This window comes from Paracoccus sp. S3-43 (genome assembly GCF_029027965.1).
In the GTDB taxonomy this organism is placed as follows: domain Bacteria; phylum Pseudomonadota; class Alphaproteobacteria; order Rhodobacterales; family Rhodobacteraceae; genus Paracoccus.
The window spans coordinates 2006812-2025379 of the sequence record NZ_CP119082.1 but is presented as its reverse complement, the minus strand read 5'-3'; the positions used below and the strand labels follow the sequence as shown (position 1 = coordinate 2025379).

Below are 18568 nucleotides of genomic sequence, written 5' to 3'. Positions count from 1 at the left end.
AACGGATCGGCTGATCCGCAGGACCGGCCATGGCCGAAGGACGGCCGAATGACCCTGGCGCGCCCCGATGTGACGAATGCGCGCGGCGGGTCCGTGGTTCCTGGAGCGCCACCCAAAATGTCGTGTTCTGCCCGAGGGAACAAGCGGCCCCTCTGCGGGTTGGTTCGCCAATCGGACAGCACAACGCCAACGAAGGAGGAATACGATGAAGATCAAGACCTTTACCGCCCCGCTTGCCCTTGCCGCCATGCTTGGGTCCACCGCCTTCGCCCAGACCATGGTGGGCGATCAGGAGGTTTCGGATGCAGATCTGCCTGCGGTGACCCAGCATTGCCAGACCCTTGCCACCGGATCGACCACGGCCACCAGCGATCCCGCCGACGGCAATGCCGACGACGATTCGGACGCGACACCCCCGGCCAACGCGGGCACGATGGACGGCGCCCAGCCGACCACGGGCACCGAGGGGAATGTGGACGACGATTCACCGGATCCTGCCACGGCCGCGACCGCCGGCACTCCGGTCGACAGCACGACCGGAAACGACGGCAACCAGGATGCCGACGAGTTCTCGGGTTCCATCAACCTTGACCTGATTACGCTGGCCGACTGCCAGGCCGCCGGTCTTTGAGCGCATCACGTCTCTGATCGCTTCGCGGACGGGGGAAAAGCGAGGGCAGCCTTCGGGCTGCCTTCTTCGCGTGAAGGGTGGAGGGCCGATGCGTCTGCCATGGGCGCGGGCCTGCCTTCTGGCTGCGCCGGTTGCGGGGCGGCAGGCAGAGGGTGCTGCAGCCGCTGGTCAGACCGTCCCGCAAACCGCTGCGGGACGATCCCGGCACCTTGACGCCCCGTTGACCCGGTCGGCCCAGGGGTCTAAACGGTCGCTCAGCTAACCCGTCGCGGGCAGCCACAGCTTTTCCGCGGCCGACAAGGGGAACTTGCCCGTGGAAACCCTGCTTCAGGATTACCTTCCGATCCTCGTCTTCGCCGGTATGGCCTCGGCCCTGGCCCTGATCCTGATCCTGGCCGCCGTCATCGTCGCCGTGCGCAACCCCGACCCCGAGAAGGTCAGCGCCTATGAATGCGGATTCAACGCCTTCGATGACGCACGGATGAAGTTCGACGTGCGATTCTATCTGGTGTCGATCCTGTTCATCATCTTCGATCTGGAGGTGGCCTTCCTGTTCCCCTGGGCGGTCAGCTTCGCGGGCCTGTCGGACGCGGCCTTCTGGTCGATGATGGTGTTCCTGGGGGTTCTGACCGTGGGCTTTGCCTATGAATGGAAGAAAGGTGCGCTTGAATGGGCGTGATGACCGGATCCCATACCGCTGGCCCTGATCGAGAGGTCGCGACCGCCAGCCTGAACCGCGAGCTGCAGGACAAGGGCTTCCTGCTGACCACGACCGAGGACATCATCAACTGGGCGCGTAACGGCTCGCTGCACTGGATGACCTTCGGCCTGGCCTGCTGCGCGGTCGAGATGATGCATACCTCGATGCCGCGCTATGACGTGGAACGCTTCGGCACGGCGCCGCGCGCCTCGCCGCGCCAGTCGGACCTGATGATCGTGGCGGGCACGCTGACCAACAAGATGGCCCCGGCGCTGCGCAAGGTTTACGACCAGATGCCCGAACCGCGCTATGTCCTGTCGATGGGAAGCTGCGCCAATGGCGGCGGCTATTATCATTACAGCTATTCGGTGGTGCGCGGCTGCGACCGCATCGTGCCGGTCGACATTTATGTTCCCGGCTGCCCGCCTACGGCCGAGGCCTTGCTTTACGGCATCCTGCAACTTCAGCGCCGCATCCGGCGCACCGGCACGCTGGTGAGGTGAGCCATGGCTGTCTATCCCGACATCGACGCGCTGGACCAACTGGCCGAGCATCTGAAGCTGCGCTGCGGGGAACAGGTTCTGGACGCGACCGTCGCCTTTGGCGAACTGACCGTGACCGCGACCCTGTCCAGCATCGTGGACCTGATCGAGTTCCTGCGCAGCGACAGCAGCTGCCGCTTCTCGACCCTGGTGGACATCACCGCCGTCGATCATCCCGAACGCGCGCAGCGGTTCGACATGGTCTGGCACCTGCTGTCGATGTACCAGAACCAGCGCATCCGCGTGAAGGTGGCGATCCGCGAGGATGAGGTTGTGCCCTCGCTGGTGCGCATCCACCCTTGCGCCAACTGGTTCGAGCGCGAGGTCTTCGACATGTTCGGGATCCTGTTCTCGGGGCATCCGGACCTGCGGCGCATCCTGACGGACTATGGCTTCAGCGGCTATCCCCTGCGCAAGGACTTCCCGACCACCGGCTATGTCGAGGTTCGCTACGACGAATCCGAAAAGCGCGTGGTCTATGAACCGGTGCGGCTGACGCAGGAATACCGCCAGTTCGACTTCCTCTCGCCGTGGGAGGGCGCGAAATACGTGCTGCCCGGCGACGAAAAGACCAAGGGGTAAGGCCATGGACGGCGATATCCGCATCAACAGCTATGACGACGGATCGTCCGACACTCTGGTCGGCGAACAGAAGATCCGCAACTTCAACATCAACTTCGGTCCCCAGCATCCGGCGGCGCATGGCGTGCTGCGCATGGTTCTGGAACTGGACGGCGAGGTGGTGGAGCGTGCCGACCCGCATATCGGCCTGCTGCATCGCGGCACCGAAAAGCTGATGGAAAGCCGGACCTATCTGCAAAACCTGCCCTATTTCGACCGGCTGGATTACGTCTCGCCGATGAACCAGGAACATGCCTGGTGCCTGGCGATCGAACGGCTGACCGGAACGGTCGTGCCGCGCCGCGCCAGCCTGATCCGGGTGCTGTATTCGGAAATCGGCCGGATCCTCAATCATCTGCTGGGCCTGACCACCGGCGCAATGGACGTGGGCGCGCTGACCCCGCCCCTGTGGGGCTTCGAAGCGCGCGAGCAGCTGATGATCTTTTACGAACGCGCCTGCGGGGCGCGGCTGCACGCGGCCTATTTCCGGCCGGGCGGGGTGCATCAGGATCTGCCGCCCGATCTGCTGGACGATATCGAGGCCTGGTGCGAGCATTTCCCCAAGGTCGTGGACGACCTGGACACGCTGCTGACGGAAAACCGCATCTTCAAGCAGCGGCTGGTCGGCATCGGCATCGCCACGGAACAGGACGCCCTGGACTGGGGCTATTCGGGGGTGATGGCGCGCGGATCGGGCCTGGCCTGGGATTTGCGCCGGTCGCAACCCTATGAATGCTATGATGAATTCGACTTCAAGATCCCGATCGGCAAGAACGGCGACAGCTATGACCGTTTCCTGATCCGGATGCAGGAAATGCGCGAGTCGACCCATATCATGAAGCAGGCCATCCAGAAGCTGCGGGCCGAGCCTGCGGGCGACATCCTGGCGCGCGGCAAGCTGACCCCGCCGAAGCGCGGCGAGATGAAGCGCGACATGGAAAGCCTGATCCATCACTTCAAGCTGTATACCGAGGGGTTCCGGGTTCCCGCGGGCGAGGTCTATGCCGCCGTCGAGGCCCCCAAGGGCGAATTCGGCGTCTATCTGGTCAGCGACGGGACCAACAAACCCTATCGCGCCAAGCTGCGCGCGCCGGGATTCCTGCATCTCCAGTCGATCGACTGGATGGGCAGGGGGCATCTGCTGGCCGATGTGCCCGCGCTGATCGCCACGCTCGACATCGTGTTCGGAGAGGTTGACCGCTGATGCTCCGCCGTCTTTCGCCCGTCCAGCCGGACAGCTTTGAATTCACGCCCGCCAACCTGGAATGGGCGCGGGCGCAGTTGACCAAATATCCGGAAGGCCGCCAGCAATCGGCGATCATCCCGATCCTGTGGCGCGCCCAGGAACAGGAGGGCTGGCTGTCGCGGCCCGCCATCGAATATTGCGCCGACCTGCTGGGGATGGCCTATATCCGGGCGCTGGAAGTCGCGACATTCTACTTCATGTTCCAGCTTCAGCCCGTTGGTTCGGTTGCGAATATCCAGATTTGCGGCACCACCACCTGCATGATCTGCGGGGCCGAGGCGCTGATCGAGGTCTGCAAGCGCAAGATCGCGCCGACGCCGCATACCGTCTCGGCCGACGGCCAGTTCAGTTGGGAAGAGGTCGAGTGCCTGGGCGCCTGCACCAATGCGCCGATGGCCCAGATCGGCAAGGATTTCTACGAGGATCTGACCCCGCAGAAGCTGGAGGAACTGATCGACGCCTTCTCGGCCGGTCGGGTGCCGCTGCCGGGACCGCAGAACGGGCGCTATTCCTCGGAACCGCTGGGCGGGCCGGTCGCCTTGCCCGACCTGAAGGGGCAGGGCGACGACCGGAACGCCAGCGTGGCGCTGGCCCGCGACCTCGGCGAGACGGTCAAGCGCATCGACGGGACCGAGGTTCCGATCCTGACCAAATGGCTGCGCAAGCCCCAGGCCGCCGTCGACGACCGGACCGGCCGGGACACCGCGCCGGAACACGAGCCGCGCCCGGCCGAGGGCGCCCCGGCTGACGCGACCGGCGTGACCGAACAGGAGGCGCAGGCGGCATCGGCCGCGCGCCCGGTCTCGGACCGCGCCCCGGCGGGCGTGCGCGGCATCGAGGAAGCGGAACAGAAGGACGGCGAAACGGACCGTTAGGCGGCCAAGGGGGCGGAGATGGGCGGAACCGGGCAGGATCGCGACGCGGCGCAGATGCGCCTGGTCGCCATCGTCATCGCCCTGGCCATGTGCCTGTGGCTGCTGGTTCAGGCCCTTGGCATCCATTATAACTGGGCGGGCAGGTGGGCCTTTCTGGCGGACCTGGCCGCCATCGGAGCTTTTGTCTGGTCGCTGCTGGTGACCTGGCGTATCTGGCGGCGCAGGAAGGCGTGACGCCCGGATGAGAGGATCGAGAGCAGGATGCTGAAAGATCAGGATCGCATTTTTACCAACCTCTACGGGATGGGCGACCGCAGTCTGGCCGGGGCGCGCAAGCGCGGCCACTGGGACGGAACGGCCGAGATCATCGCCAGGGGCCGCGACAAGATCGTGGAACAGGTGAAGGCATCCGGCCTGCGCGGGCGCGGCGGCGCGGGCTTCCCGACGGGTCTCAAATGGTCCTTCATGCCCAAGGAATCCGACGGCCGCCCGTCCTATCTGGTCATCAACGCCGACGAATCCGAACCCGCGACCTGCAAGGATCGCGAGATCATGCGCCACGATCCGCATACGCTGATCGAGGGCGCGCTGATCGCCAGCTTCGCCATGGGCGCCCACGCGGCCTATATCTATATCCGCGGCGAGTTCATCCGCGAACGCGAGGCGCTGCAAGCCGCCATCGACGAATGCTATGACGCCGGGCTGCTGGGCGCGAATGCGGCGGGGTCGGGCTGGGACTTCGACCTCTATCTGCACCACGGCGCCGGCGCCTATATCTGCGGCGAGGAAACGGCGTTGCTGGAAAGCCTGGAAGGCAAGAAGGGGATGCCCCGGATGAAGCCGCCCTTCCCGGCGGGCGCGGGGCTCTACGGCTGCCCGACCACCGTGAACAACGTCGAATCCATCGCCGTGACGCCCACCATCCTGCGGCGCGGCCCGGAATGGTTCGCGGGCTTCGGCCGCCCCAACAATGCGGGCGTCAAGCTGTTCGGCCTGACCGGGCACATCAACACCCCCTGCGTGGTCGAGGAAGCCATGTCGATCAGCATGAAGGAGCTGATCGAAAAGCATGGCGGCGGCGTGCGCGGCGGCTGGAAGAACCTGAAAGCCGTGATCCCCGGCGGCGCGTCCTGCCCCGTCCTGACCGCCGAACAATGCGAAAACGCGATCATGGACTATGACGGGATGCGCGAATTGCGGTCCTCCTTCGGCACCGCCTGCATGATCGTGATGGACCAGCAGACCGATGTCATCAAGGCGATCTGGCGGCTGTCCAAGTTCTTCAAGCATGAAAGCTGCGGCCAATGCACGCCCTGCCGCGAGGGCACCGGCTGGATGATGCGGGTGATGGAACGCCTGGTGCGCGGCGATGCCGAGGTCGAGGAGATCGACATGCTGTTCGACGTGACCAAGCAGGTCGAGGGCCACACCATCTGCGCCCTGGGCGACGCCGCCGCCTGGCCGATTCAGGGCCTGATCCGTAATTTCCGCGAGGAGATCGAGGACCGCATCAAGGCCAAGCGCACCGGACGCATGGGGGCGATGGCGGCGGAATGACGGGTCTGGCGGCATATTCGCGCAAGGCACGGGCTGCGCTGCTGGCGCTGTCCTGCGGTGCCGCGCTTGCCGCACCGGCCTGGGCCCTGCCGCCCTTGTCGCAGGAACGCCATATCAACGACAGCCTGATCCAGGCCCGCGTGGCCGATGTGCTGCGCAAGGGCTGCCCATCCCTGGAGGCGCGCCTGATCCGCGCCTTTTCCGAGGCGCGCAAGCTGAAGCGCTATGCCCAGGACCAGGGCTATAGCGAGGTGGAAATCGACGCCTTCCTCGACAGCAAGGAAGAGCGCCGCCGCATCTATGCCGAGGCCGACCGCTATATGGTCGCCAATGGCGTCGTGAACGGCCAGCCCGAGACATTCTGCCGCCTGGGGCGGCAAGAGATAGAACGGAAGACGATCGCCGGATCGCTTCTGGTTGCCAGGTAAGGAAGAAAGCCGATGGCCGATTTGCGCACGATCAAGATCGACGGGACCGAGATTGCGGTCGATCCCAACCTGACCCTGATCCAGGCCTGCGAACAGGCGGGGATCGAGATCCCGCGCTTCTGCTATCACGAACGCCTGTCCATCGCGGGCAACTGCCGGATGTGCCTGGTCGAGGTCGTGGGCGGCCCCCCCAAGCCCGCCGCGTCCTGCGCCATGCAGGTCAAGGATCTGCGTCCCGGCCCCGATGGCGCGCCCTCGGAAATCCGCACCAACTCGCCCATGGTCAAGAAGGCGCGGGAAGGCGTGATGGAATTCCTGCTGATCAACCATCCGCTGGACTGCCCGATCTGCGACCAGGGCGGCGAATGCGATCTGCAAGACCAGGCCATGGCTTACGGCGTGGATTTCAGCCGCTATCGCGAACCCAAGCGCGCATCCGAGGAACTGAACCTGGGCCCGCTGGTCGAAACCCACATGACCCGCTGCATCAGCTGCACCCGCTGCGTCCGCTTCACGACCGAGGTCGCGGGCATCAGCCAGATGGGGCAGACCGGGCGCGGCGAGGACAGCGAGATCACCAGCTATCTGAACGAAACGCTGGCCTCGAACCTGCAAGGCAACATCATCGACCTGTGCCCGGTGGGGGCGCTTGTCAGCAAGCCCTATGCCTTCACCGCGCGGCCCTGGGAATTGCGCAAGACGGAAACCATCGACGTGATGGACGCGCTTGGCAGCAATATCCGCGTCGACGTGAAGGGCCGCGAGGTGATGCGGATCCTGCCGCGCAACCATGACGGCGTGAACGAGGAATGGATCAGCGACAAGACCCGCTTCGTCTGGGACGGGCTGCGCCGCCAGCGGCTGGACCAGCCCTATATCCGTCAGAACGGCAAGCTGCGCCCGGCCACCTGGGACGAGGCGCTGACTGCGGCGGCAAGCGCGATGAAGGGCCGCAAGGTTGCCGGTCTGGTCGGCGATCTGGTCCCGGTCGAGGCGGCCTTCAGCCTCAAGCACCTGGTCGAGGGTCTGGGCGGGACCGTCGAATGCCGCACCGACGGGGCGCGCCTGCCTGCGGGCAACCGTTCGGCCTATGTCGGCACCGCGACCATCGCCGATATCGACACGGCCAAGCGCATCCTGCTGATCGGCACCAACCCGCGCGATGAGGCGCCGGTGCTGAACGCGCGGATCCGCAAGGCCTGGGCGCATGGCGCGCAGGTGGCGTTGGTCGGGCAGGCGGCCGATCTGACCTATGACTATCACCACCACGGTGTTGATCGCACAGCGCTGTCGGAACTGGTCAAGGGTGATTTCCAGTCGAGCCAGGGCACGCCGGGCATCGTCATCGTCGGCCAGGGCGCCCTGCGCGAGGCGGATGGAGAGGCGGTGCTGGCCAATGCCATGCGCATCTGCGAGCTGGACGACTGCAAGCTGCTGGTCCTGCACACCGCCGCGTCCCGCGTGGGCGCGATGGATGTGGGCGCGGTGACCGAGGGCGGTCTGACCGCCGCCATCGAGGGCGCCGAGGTGATCTACAACCTGGGCGCGGACGAGGTGGACGTGGCCTCCGGCCCGTTCGTGATCTATCAGGGCAGCCACGGGGATCGCGGCGCGCATCGTGCCGACATCATCCTGCCCGGCGCCTGCTATACCGAGGAAACGGGCCTGTTCGTGAATACCGAAGGCCGTCCGCAACTGGCCCTGCGCGCCAATTTCGCGCCGGGCGAGGCCAAGGAGAACTGGGCGATCCTGCGCGCGCTGTCGGCCGACCTGGGCGCGACCCTGCCCTGGGACAGCCTGCCGCAACTGCGCCGCGCCCTGGTGGGGGCGGTGCCGCATCTGGGCCAGATCGACCAGGTGACGCAAAACGACTGGCAGCCCTTGCCGCGGCTGGACATGGGCCATGCGGGTTTCCGCCCGGCGGTCAAGGATTTCTACCTGACCAACCCGATCGCGCGCAGCTCGCCCCTGATGGGGGAATTGTCGCGGATGGCCGCGGCGCGCAACGCGCCCGCCCTTGCGGCCGAGTGAACGTCATGCGGCCAGCATCCCGCCAGCCCCGGTTCCTGATCGCCGCCCTTGCGGGCGCGGCGATCCTGTCGGGCTGCGCGGATGAGGCCGGAGACGCGCGTCCGAAGCCCAAGCCCGAGACGATGACCGCCAAGGTCGCCACCCCCGGCGCGCGGTCGGGCAAGGCCGCTCTGACGCTGGCCCGGATTTCCACCAAGTCGGGAGAGATCCTGATTCTGGAGCCGGACGGGCAGGTGACGACCATGACGCTGGACAGTCCCGAGGGGCAGGACGCCTTCGCGCTGTCCGAGGCGGATCTGATGGCGTTGAACGCGAACCTGGATCTGGATCTGGGCGGCGTGGTGGCGGACGGGCTGCCGCCGCGCCAGACCGCTCAGGAAAAGGCCCTGGAAGAATTCGCGGCCCGCAGCCAGCCCGCCCTGCCTGCCTGGGCCGACGGCACGAAGGTCGAGCCGCAGGATTTCCTGGGCGCCCGCGTGGCGTCGCTGGATCCCAAGGGATCGACCGATCTGGTCGAGGTGACGGCGAACTTGCGCGAGGGGGTGGACGCCGATATCGCCTTCTCGTATGCCACCTGCGCGTTGGCCGGCTGGGCCAAGCGGAATGGCGAGCCATACGGCCGCCATGTGCGCACGCTGCAAGACACACGCGACGGCAGGCTGATGATCGGGGCCGCGTTCACGCTGTCGGATCAGAAGCCGATGGGCCTGCGGGTGATGGAAACGGAAGACACCTTGCGCGAATGCAAGGCGCGCGGCATTCCCGCCGCGTAATGGGATAGGGACGGGCATGGCTGATTTCTGGGCATCCTCTCTGGGCATGGCGATCCTGCTGCTGGCGCAGGGTCTGGCGGTGATCGCCTTCGTCATGCTGTCGCTGATCTTTCTGGTCTATGGCGACCGCAAGATCTGGGCCGCCGTGCAGATGCGGCGCGGCCCGAACGTGGTCGGTCCCTGGGGCCTGCTGCAAACCTTCGCGGATGCGCTGAAATACGTGCTGAAGGAAATCGTCATCCCGGCCGGGGCCGACAAGTTCGTCTTCTTCCTGGCGCCCTTCCTGTCGATGACCCTGGCGCTGCTGGCCTTCGTGGCGATCCCCTTCGCGCCGGGCTGGGTGATGGCCGACATCAACGTGGGCATCCTGTTCATCTTCGCCGTCTCCTCGCTAGAGGTGTATGGCGTGATCATGGGCGGCTGGGCCTCGAACTCGAAATATCCGTTCCTGTCGTCGCTGCGGGCGGCGGCGCAGATGATCAGCTACGAAGTGTCGCTGGGCCTGATCATCATCGGCGTCATCATCTCGACCGGGTCGATGAACATCAGCGCCATTGTCCATGCGCAGGCGGGCGCGGGGCTGCTGTCCTGGTACTGGCTGCCGCATTTCCCGATGCTGGTGCTGTTCTTCGTCTCGGCCTTGGCCGAAACCAACCGCCCGCCCTTCGACCTGGCCGAGGCGGAATCGGAACTGGTCGCGGGCTTCATGGTCGAATATTCGTCCACGCCCTATCTGCTGTTCATGGCGGGCGAATATATCGCCATGTGGCTGATGTGCGCGCTGATCAGCCTGCTGTTCTTCGGCGGCTGGCTGTCGCCCATCCCCGGCATTCCCGACGGCGCGATCTGGATGTTCCTGAAGATGGTCTTCTGGTTCTGGATGTTCGCCATGGTGAAGGCCATCGTGCCGCGCTATCGCTATGACCAGTTGATGCGGATCGGCTGGAAGGTGTTTTTGCCGCTGTCGCTGGGCTGGGTGGTGCTGATCGCCTTCCTGGCGCGGTTCGAGGTATTCGGTTCATTCTGGGCCCGTTGGGCGGGAGCATAAGCAATGGCCTATTCGAACAAGATCGCCGAAGTGCTGGCCGATGCGTCCGAAACCGACAAGGTCGAGTTCGCGCATTTCCTGGCCAACAATCTGGACAGTGCCGAACAGTCCCGTGACGGCGCCAGGGTTCGCGAAATCGTGGCGGCCTTCGACCGCTTCGCCGCGCCCAAGCAAGGGGAAGAGTTCTGATGGCTTTCGACATCGCCCGCGCGACCAGGTATTTCCTGATGGTGGACTTCCTGAAGGGTTTCGGCCTGGGGGTCCGGTATTTCTTCGCGCCCAAGTCGACGATCAACTATCCCCATGAAAAGGGGCCGCTGTCGCCGCGCTTCCGGGGCGAACACGCGCTGCGCCGCTATCCCAACGGCGAGGAACGCTGCATCGCCTGCAAGCTGTGCGAGGCGATCTGTCCGGCCCAGGCCATCACCATCGACGCCGAACCGCGCGAGGATGGCAGCCGCCGGACCACGCGTTACGACATCGACATGACCAAGTGCATCTATTGCGGCTTCTGCCAGGAGGCCTGCCCGGTCGATGCGATCGTCGAAGGCCCGAACTTCGAATTCGCGACCGAAACGCGCGAGGAGCTGTTCTACGACAAGCAGAAGCTTCTGGACAACGGCGCCCGCTGGGAAGCCGAGATCGCCCGCAACCTTGCCATCGACGCGCCCTACAGATGAGCGACGCCTTCACCAAGCTGTTCCAGCAGATGATGCAGTCGGGCCAGGAAATGGCCCGCGCCCTCAACCCTGCGCTGGAAACCTTTGACCCCCGCGCGTTCGAGAAGATGATCCCGACCATGCCGGCGGACATGCTGGAGATGTGGTTCGGCCGCACCTTCAACCGCGACGGGCTGGACGCCAAGACGCGCCTGCTGGTGACGGTGGCCGCGCTGACCGTGCAGGGCGCCCATGCCGAACCGCAACTGCGCCTGACCATCCGCCACGCCATCGCCGCAGGCGCCACCGCCCGCGAGGTGGCCGAGGTGATCTATCAGATGGGGATGTTCGGCGGCATCCCGGCGATGCAGAAGGCCCTTGAAATCGCCCAGGGCGTCTTTGCCGAACATGAAGGGAAACAATCGGAATGATCACCTTCGCCTTCTATCTGTTCGCCATCTCGGTCTGTCTTGCGGGTTTCATGGTGGTGCTGTCCCGCAACCCGGTCCATTCGGTGCTGTGGCTGATCCTGGCCTTCATCTCGGCCGCCGGGCTGTTCGTGCTGCAAGGGGCCGAATTCGTGGCGATGCTGCTGGTGATCGTCTATGTTGGCGCGGTGGCGGTGCTGTTCTTGTTCGTCGTGATGATGCTGGACGTGGATTTCGCGCAGCTTCGCGGCGAATTGGCGGGCTATCTGCCGCTGGCGGGGCTGATCGCCCTTGTGTTGCTGGCATTGCTGGCGGTCGCCTTCGGCGGGTGGGAGATTTCGGACCAGGCCGAGGGGCTGCGGACCGCGCCCATCCTGGACCACGCGCTGAACACCAATGCCATCGGCACGATCCTGTATGACCGCTATCTGCTGCCGTTCCAGATCGCGGGGCTGATCCTGCTGGTCGCGATGATCGGCGCGATCACCCTGACCATGCGCCACCGCCGCGACATCAAGCGCCAAGACGTTCTGGAACAGATGTATCGCGACCCGGCCAAGGCCATGGAACTGCGCGACGTGAAACCGGGGCAGGGGCTGTAAGGCCCGCCCGAGCCGCGGACTGAATATTTCAACGGGTAACGACCCGGAGGGACGTAAGACGATGATCGGATTGACACATTACCTTGTCGTGGGGGCGATTCTGTTCGTCGCCGGGATCTTCGGCATTTTCGTGAACCGCAAGAACGTCATCGTCATCCTGATGTCGATCGAACTGATCCTCTTGTCGGTCAACATCAACTTCGTGGCCTTCTCGGCCCATCTGGGCGATCTGGCGGGGCAGGTCTTCACCATGTTCATCCTGACCGTGGCGGCGGCCGAGGCCGCCATCGGCCTGGCGATCCTGGTAGTGTTCTTCCGCAACCGCGGGTCCATCGCGGTGGACGATGTCAACGTGATGAAGGGCTAGGCGGTCATGGTGCAATTCATCCTGTTCGCGCCGCTTCTGGCCGCGCTGATCGCCGGTTTCGGCTGGCGCGTGATCGGGGAAAAGGCCGCGCAGCTTCTGACGACCGGCGTCCTGTTCGTCTGCGCGCTGTTTTCCTGGATCGCGTTTCTGGGCTTCAACGGGGAAACGCAGCATATTCCGGTGCTGGACTGGATCGTCTCGGGCGATTTCAGCAGCGAATGGGCGATCCGGCTGGACCGCCTGACGGCGGTGATGCTGATCGTCGTCACCACGGTCTCGGCGCTCGTCCATCTGTATTCGATGGGCTACATGGCCCATGACGACAACTGGACCCATCACGAACATTACAAGGCGCGCTTCTTCGCCTATCTGTCCTTCTTCACCTTCGCGATGCTGATGCTGGTGACGGCGGACAACCTGCTGCAAATGTTCTTTGGCTGGGAGGGGGTGGGCGTCGCATCCTACCTGCTGATCGGCTTCTATTACCGCAAGCCCTCGGCCAACGCCGCCGCGATGAAGGCCTTCATCGTGAACCGGGTCGGCGATTTCGGCTTCCTGCTGGGGATCTTCGGGCTGTGGTGGATGACGGGATCCATCCAGTTCGACGCGATCTTCGCCCAGGTGGACGAACTCGCGCAGGCGCGGATGCATTTCCTGTGGGCCGACTGGAACGCCGTGAACCTGCTGGCGGTGCTGCTGTTCATCGGCGCCATGGGCAAATCGGCGCAGCTGTTCCTGCACACCTGGCTGCCGGACGCGATGGAGGGCCCAACCCCGGTGTCCGCCCTGATCCACGCCGCGACCATGGTGACGGCAGGCGTGTTCCTGGTCTGCCGCATGTCGCCGCTGTTCGAATTCGCGCCCGAGGCCAAGATGTTCGTGACGATCATCGGCGCCTCGACCGCGTTCTTCGCCGCGACCGTGGGCCTGGTGCAGAACGACATCAAGCGGGTGATCGCCTATTCGACCTGTTCGCAACTGGGCTATATGTTCGTGGCGGCGGGCGTCGGCGTCTATTCGGTCGCCATGTTCCACCTGTTCACGCACGCCTTCTTCAAGGCGATGCTGTTCCTGGGGGCCGGGTCGGTGATCCACGCCATGCACCACGAACAGGACATGCGGAACTATGGCGGGCTGAGGAAGAAGATCCCCCTGACCTTCGCCGCCATGCTGATCGGCACGCTGGCCATCACCGGCGTCGGCATTCCGCTGACCCATATCGGCTTCGCGGGCTTCCTGTCCAAGGACGCCGTGATCGAAAGCGCCTATGCCTCGGGCGTGGGCTATGCCTTCTGGCTGCTGGTGATCGCGGCGCTGATGACCAGCTTCTATAGCTGGCGGCTGATGTTCCTGACCTTCTGGGGCGCGCCGCGTCCGCAAAGGGTCTGGGATGCCGAAATCAAGGCCGAGGAGGAAGTCCAGCCGTCCGCCGCCCACGGCCATGACCATGACGACCACGGGCATCACGACCCGCTGCACGCGCATCACCACGCCCATGAAAGCCCGCCGGTGATGACCGTTCCGCTGGGCGTCCTGGCCCTGGGCGCGATCTTCGCGGGCATGATCTGGTACGGCAGCTTCTTCGGAGACAACGTGCAGCGTTTCTTCGGCCTGCCCGAGATCGCGCATGAACAGGCCGAGGGCGGCCATGGCGAGGCGCTTGACGGCGCCGTGGCCGAGGCGCCGCATGGCGAACCGGAAGGCGCCGCGACCCATGCCGCCGCCGCTGCCGCCGGCGACCCGGCCGAGGAAACCGCAGGCGATGGCCACGCCGCGCTTGCCGGGTTCGAACGCGGCGCGATCTTCATGCGGTCCGACAACCACGTCATGCACGACGCCCATTCGGTCCCCGTCTGGGTGAAGCTGTCGCCCTTCGTGGCGATGCTGATCGGGCTTGGCCTGTCCTGGCTGATGTATATCCGCTATCCCGACGCGCCCGCGCGGCTGGCGGCGCAGCAGCCCGCGCTGTATCGGTTCCTGCTGAACAAGTGGTATTTCGACGAGATCTATGACTTTGTCTTCGTCCGGCCCGCGCAGTGGATCGGCCGCAAGCTGTGGACGGGCGGTGACGGGGCGGTTATCGACGGCGCCATCAACGGGGTGGCGATGGGGCTGATCCCGCGCCTGACCCGCTTCGCCGGACGCGTTCAGTCGGGCTATCTGTTCCATTATGCCTTCGCGATGGTCATCGGCATCGTGGGCTTGCTGATCTGGGTGATGACGCGGGGCGCGCACTGACATGACGAACCTTCTTTCGATCATCACCTTCCTGCCCATCGTCGCGGCGGCGATCCTGGCCCTGTTCCTGCGCGGAGAGGACGAGGCCGCGCAGCGCAACGCCAAATGGCTGGCGCTGATCGCGACCACGGCGACCTTCCTGATTTCGCTGTTCGTGCTGGCGGGCTTCGATCCGGCGGATACCGGCTTCCAGTTCGTCGAGGATCATCCCTGGATCATGGGCCTGCGCTATCGGATGGGCGTCGACGGGATCTCGGTCCTGTTCGTGCTGCTGACCACCTTCCTGATGCCGCTGACGATCCTGTCCGCCTGGGACGTGAAGACCCGCGTCAAGGAATACATGATCGCCTTCCTGGTGCTGGAAGGGCTGATGATCGGCGTGTTCACCGCGCTGGATCTGATCCTGTTCTACCTGTTCTTCGAGGCTGGACTGATCCCGATGTTCCTGATCATCGGCATCTGGGGGGGCGCGAACCGCATCTACGCGACGTTCAAGTTCTTCCTCTATACCTTCCTCGGCTCGGTGCTGATGCTGGTCGCGATGATCGCCATGGCGCGGACGGCGGGCACCACCGACATCGCGCAGCTTCTGGCCTTCGACTTCCCGTCGGAAACGATGCGCGTTCTGGGCCTGACCGTGGTCGGCGGGATGCAGACGCTGCTGTTTCTGGCCTTCTTCGCCAGCTTCGCGGTCAAGATGCCGATGTGGCCGGTCCATACCTGGCTGCCCGACGCGCACGTTCAGGCGCCGACCGCCGGGTCGGTCGTGCTGGCCGCGGTGCTGCTGAAGATGGGCGGCTATGGCTTTTTGCGCTTCAGCCTGCCGATGTTCCCGGTGGCAAGCGAGATGCTGCAACCGCTGGTCTTCTGGATGTCGGCCATCGCCATCGTCTATACCTCGCTGGTGGCGCTGGCGCAGTCCGACATGAAGAAGCTGATCGCCTATTCCTCGGTCGCGCATATGGGCTATGTGACGATGGGCATCTTTGCCGCGAACCAGCAGGGCGTGGACGGGGCGATCTTCCAGATGCTGTCGCACGGCTTCGTCTCGGGCGCGCTGTTCCTGGCGGTGGGCGTGATCTACGACCGGATGCACACGCGAGAGATCGAGGCCTATGGCGGGCTGGTCAACCGGATGCCGGTCTATGCCCTGGTGTTCATGTTCTTCACGATGGCGAATGTCGGCCTGCCCGGCACATCGGGCTTCGTGGGCGAATTCCTGACGCTGCTGGGCACCTTCAAGGCCAACACCTGGGTGGCCTTCGTCGCCGCGACCGGGGTGATCCTGTCGGCGGGCTATGCGCTGTGGCTGTATCGCCGGGTGACGCTGGGCGCGCTGATCAAGGAAAGCCTCAGGACCATCGCCGACATGACCCCGCGCGAGAAATGGATCTTCGCCCCGCTGATCGTGATGACGCTGTATCTGGGCGTCTATCCGCGCGCCGTCACCGACATCACCGGCCCCGCCGTTCAGGCGCTGCTGGTCAACTATCATCAGGCCCTGCCGCATGAGGCGCGCGACGGGCTGGCCGTGACCGCCCAGGCGGACACTGCCGACGCCAGCCATTGAGGTAAGCACGATGACCGCGCTCGATTTCTCGACCATCCTGCCCGAGCTTGTGCTGGCGATTTTCGCGCTGGCCGCGCTGATGGCCGGGGCCTATCTGGGCAAGGACGCCATGGCGCGGCCGATCCTGTGGGCCACGGTCGCGGTGCTGCTGCTGGCGGGACTGTATGTCGGCCTGGCGGACCGGCCGCAGCGGCTGGCCTTCTTCGGCATGTTCGCCGACGATTCCTTCGCTCGCTTCGCCAAGGTGACGCTGCTGATCTCGGCCGCCGCCGTCCTCGCGATGAGCGCGGATTACATGGACCGCCACAAGCTGCTGCGCTTCGAATACCCGATCCTGATCACGCTGGCCGTGATCGGCATGATGCTGATGGTGTCGGCAAGCGACCTGCTGACCCTGTATATGGGGTTGGAACTTCAGTCCCTGGCGCTGTATGTCACCGCCGCCATGCGCCGCGACAGCGTGAAATCCTCGGAAGCCGGGCTCAAGTATTTCGTCCTCGGCTCGCTGTCCTCGGGGATGCTGCTTTACGGCGCGTCGCTGGTCTATGGCTTTTCGGGCAGCACGAGCTTTGCGGGGATCGTGCAGACGGTCGTTGACGGGCAATTGTCCGTGGGGCTGCTGTTCGGGCTGGTATTCCTTTTGGTCGGACTGGCCTTCAAGGTCTCGGCGGTGCCGTTCCACATGTGGACGCCCGATGTCTACGAGGGCGCGCCGACGCCGGTGACGGCCTTCTTCGCCACCGCGCCCAAGGTCGCGGCCATGGCGCTGATCGCGCGGCTGATGTTCGACGCCTTCGGCAATGTGACGGGGGACTGGGGGCAGGTCGTCGCGGCACTGGCGGTCATGTCGATGTTCCTGGGATCCATCGCCGGGATCGGGCAGCGCAACATCAAGCGGCTGATGGCCTATTCGTCGATCGCGCATATGGGCTTCGCGCTTGTCGGGCTTGCGGCGGGCACGGCCTATGGCGTGCAGGCGATGCTGCTGTATATGGCGATCTATGCGGTGATGAATGTCGGCACCTTCGCCTTCATCCTGTCGATGGAGCGCGACGGGCGCCCGATCACCGATCTGGACAGCCTCAACCGCTTTGCTCAAGGAGAGCCGGTGAAGGCATTCGCCGTGCTGTTCCTGATGTTCAGCCTGGCCGGCGTGCCGCCCTTCCTGGGCTTCTTCGCCAAGTTCGGCGTGCTGACGGCGGCGGTCGCCGCAGACATGTCCTGGCTGGCGGTGCTGGGCGTCATCGCCTCGGTCATCGGCGCGTTCTATTACCTGCGCATCGTCTATTACATGTTCTTCGGGGCCGAGACCGAGGGCGTGGACAGCCGCATGGGTCCGGTTCAATACCTGGCCCTGGTGGTCCCGGCGGCGATGCTGCTGATCGGCGCTGTGTCGATGTGGGGCGTCGATTCCGCCGCCGCGACCGCCGCGGAATCGCTGGTCGGAACGCCGGTCGTTCAGGCGGCAGTCGAGACCCCGGCTGTTGAGTAACCCTGCCCTCGACGCCTGGCCCGAGGGCGTGGCGCGCCACGTCCTCGACCGCGTGGACAGCACCAATGCCGAGGCGATGCGCCTGGCGCCGGGGCTGTCCGGCCCGGCCTGGATCATGGCCCGGCAGCAGACGGCCGGTCGGGGCCGGAGGGGCAGGGCCTGGTCCGATCCCCCCGGCAATTTCGCGGCCTCGCTGATCCTGCGGCCCCAGGGCGGCCCGGCGGATGCGGCGCGGCTGTCCTTTGTCGCGGCGCTTGCGGTCCATGACGCGCTGCGCGCGCTGTGCGGACCGCAGTTGAACCTGGCGTTGAAATGGCCCAACGACGTGCTGCTGAACGGCGGCAAGCTGTCGGGCATCCTGCTGGAAAGCATGGGATCGGGCGGCACCATCCAGGCCCTGGTGATCGGCATCGGCGTCAATCTGGCCGCCGCGCCCGAGGTCGTCGAACCCGGCGCGGTCCGGCCCGTCAGCCTGCAAGGCGAGACCGGGCTGTCCGTCACGCCCGACGATCTCCTGACCGCGCTGGCCGCGTCCTTCGACGGCTGGTGGCGGCAGATGCGCGATTACGGCTTTGCCCCGATCCGCGCCGCCTGGCTGGCCCGTGCCGCGAAACTGGGCGAGGTCATCACCGCCCGCACCGGCACGACCGAAACCACCGGCCGCTTCGAGGGCATCGACGAGACCGGCGCGCTGATCCTGACCGGGGCGCGCGGCAGGCAGGCGATCCCCGCCGCCGACATCTATTTCACCGGAACCTGA

The 18568-nt window shown here is 65.3% G+C and carries 21 protein-coding genes; all 21 read left to right on the top strand.

All coding sequences use genetic code 11. The features are described 5' to 3' along the window. The first annotated feature begins 205 nt into the window (after positions 1 to 205). Positions 206 to 631, top strand: a complete 426-nt coding sequence (locus PXD02_RS10585; protein WP_275103848.1) for a hypothetical protein — start codon at positions 206 to 208, stop codon at positions 629 to 631. 313 nt (positions 632 to 944) lie between these two features. Continuing rightward, positions 945 to 1310, top strand: coding sequence for an NADH-quinone oxidoreductase subunit A (locus PXD02_RS10580; RefSeq protein WP_275103847.1), 366 nt, complete (start codon positions 945 to 947; stop codon positions 1308 to 1310). Next, the gene (locus tag PXD02_RS10575) at positions 1301 to 1834 is read left to right on the top strand and encodes a NuoB/complex I 20 kDa subunit family protein (protein WP_275103846.1); all 534 of its coding nucleotides are present in this window, start codon (positions 1301 to 1303) and stop codon (positions 1832 to 1834) included. The genes PXD02_RS10580 and PXD02_RS10575 overlap by 10 nt, the downstream gene beginning before the upstream one ends. A 3-nt stretch (positions 1835 to 1837) precedes the next feature. After that, on the top strand, positions 1838 to 2455 hold the full coding sequence (locus tag PXD02_RS10570) for an NADH-quinone oxidoreductase subunit C (RefSeq protein ID WP_275103845.1): 618 nt from the start codon (positions 1838 to 1840) through the stop codon (positions 2453 to 2455). A 4-nt stretch (positions 2456 to 2459) separates the two neighbouring features. Then, a complete protein-coding gene (locus PXD02_RS10565; RefSeq protein WP_275103844.1) occupies positions 2460 to 3698 on the top strand; it encodes an NADH-quinone oxidoreductase subunit D in 1239 nt (412 codons plus the stop codon). Further along, the gene (gene nuoE, locus PXD02_RS10560) at positions 3698 to 4615 is read left to right on the top strand and encodes an NADH-quinone oxidoreductase subunit NuoE (RefSeq protein ID WP_275103843.1); all 918 of its coding nucleotides are present in this window, start codon (positions 3698 to 3700) and stop codon (positions 4613 to 4615) included. The genes PXD02_RS10565 and nuoE overlap by 1 nt, the downstream gene beginning before the upstream one ends. An 18-nt stretch (positions 4616 to 4633) precedes the next feature. Continuing rightward, complete coding sequence (locus PXD02_RS10555; protein ID WP_275103842.1) at positions 4634 to 4849, top strand: DUF5337 domain-containing protein; 216 nt, start codon at positions 4634 to 4636, stop codon at positions 4847 to 4849. 27 nt (positions 4850 to 4876) lie between these two features. Continuing rightward, a complete protein-coding gene (gene nuoF, locus PXD02_RS10550) occupies positions 4877 to 6172 on the top strand; it encodes an NADH-quinone oxidoreductase subunit NuoF (RefSeq protein ID WP_275103841.1) in 1296 nt (431 codons plus the stop codon). Continuing rightward, on the top strand, positions 6169 to 6600 hold the full coding sequence (locus PXD02_RS10545) for a DUF5333 domain-containing protein (RefSeq protein ID WP_275103840.1): 432 nt from the start codon (positions 6169 to 6171) through the stop codon (positions 6598 to 6600). The genes nuoF and PXD02_RS10545 overlap by 4 nt, the downstream gene beginning before the upstream one ends. Positions 6601 to 6612: 12 nt before the next feature. Continuing rightward, positions 6613 to 8631: an NADH-quinone oxidoreductase subunit NuoG gene (gene nuoG, locus PXD02_RS10540; RefSeq protein WP_275103839.1), complete on the top strand. Its 2019-nt coding sequence runs from the start codon at positions 6613 to 6615 to the stop codon at positions 8629 to 8631. Between the two features lie 5 nt (positions 8632 to 8636). Continuing rightward, entirely contained in the window at positions 8637 to 9404 is a 768-nt protein-coding gene (locus PXD02_RS10535) for a hypothetical protein (protein WP_275103838.1), read from the top strand. A 16-nt stretch (positions 9405 to 9420) separates the two neighbouring features. Beyond that, positions 9421 to 10452 (top strand): NADH-quinone oxidoreductase subunit NuoH, encoded by a 1032-nt coding sequence (nuoH, locus tag PXD02_RS10530; RefSeq protein ID WP_275103837.1) that lies wholly within the window; start codon positions 9421 to 9423, stop codon positions 10450 to 10452. Positions 10453 to 10455: 3 nt separating this feature from the next. Continuing rightward, complete coding sequence (locus tag PXD02_RS10525; protein ID WP_275103836.1) at positions 10456 to 10641, top strand: hypothetical protein; 186 nt, start codon at positions 10456 to 10458, stop codon at positions 10639 to 10641. Then, positions 10641 to 11132 (top strand): NADH-quinone oxidoreductase subunit NuoI, encoded by a 492-nt coding sequence (gene nuoI / locus PXD02_RS10520; protein WP_275103835.1) that lies wholly within the window; start codon positions 10641 to 10643, stop codon positions 11130 to 11132. The genes PXD02_RS10525 and nuoI overlap by 1 nt, the downstream gene beginning before the upstream one ends. Next, positions 11129 to 11542, top strand: coding sequence for a carboxymuconolactone decarboxylase family protein (locus PXD02_RS10515; RefSeq protein WP_275103834.1), 414 nt, complete (start codon positions 11129 to 11131; stop codon positions 11540 to 11542). The genes nuoI and PXD02_RS10515 overlap by 4 nt, the downstream gene beginning before the upstream one ends. Then, entirely contained in the window at positions 11539 to 12141 is a 603-nt protein-coding gene (locus tag PXD02_RS10510; protein ID WP_275103833.1) for an NADH-quinone oxidoreductase subunit J, read from the top strand. The genes PXD02_RS10515 and PXD02_RS10510 overlap by 4 nt, the downstream gene beginning before the upstream one ends. 61 nt (positions 12142 to 12202) lie before the next feature. After that, positions 12203 to 12508: an NADH-quinone oxidoreductase subunit NuoK gene (nuoK, locus tag PXD02_RS10505; protein ID WP_103173177.1), complete on the top strand. Its 306-nt coding sequence runs from the start codon at positions 12203 to 12205 to the stop codon at positions 12506 to 12508. Positions 12509 to 12514: 6 nt separating this feature from the next. Continuing rightward, positions 12515 to 14746 (top strand): NADH-quinone oxidoreductase subunit L, encoded by a 2232-nt coding sequence (nuoL, locus tag PXD02_RS10500; RefSeq protein ID WP_275103832.1) that lies wholly within the window; start codon positions 12515 to 12517, stop codon positions 14744 to 14746. Between the two features lies 1 nt (position 14747). Continuing rightward, entirely contained in the window at positions 14748 to 16316 is a 1569-nt protein-coding gene (locus PXD02_RS10495; protein ID WP_275103831.1) for an NADH-quinone oxidoreductase subunit M, read from the top strand. A 10-nt stretch (positions 16317 to 16326) separates the two neighbouring features. Continuing rightward, the gene (gene nuoN, locus PXD02_RS10490; protein WP_275103830.1) at positions 16327 to 17808 is read left to right on the top strand and encodes an NADH-quinone oxidoreductase subunit NuoN; all 1482 of its coding nucleotides are present in this window, start codon (positions 16327 to 16329) and stop codon (positions 17806 to 17808) included. Further along, positions 17801 to 18568: a biotin--[acetyl-CoA-carboxylase] ligase gene (locus tag PXD02_RS10485; RefSeq protein ID WP_275103829.1), complete on the top strand. Its 768-nt coding sequence runs from the start codon at positions 17801 to 17803 to the stop codon at positions 18566 to 18568. The genes nuoN and PXD02_RS10485 overlap by 8 nt, the downstream gene beginning before the upstream one ends.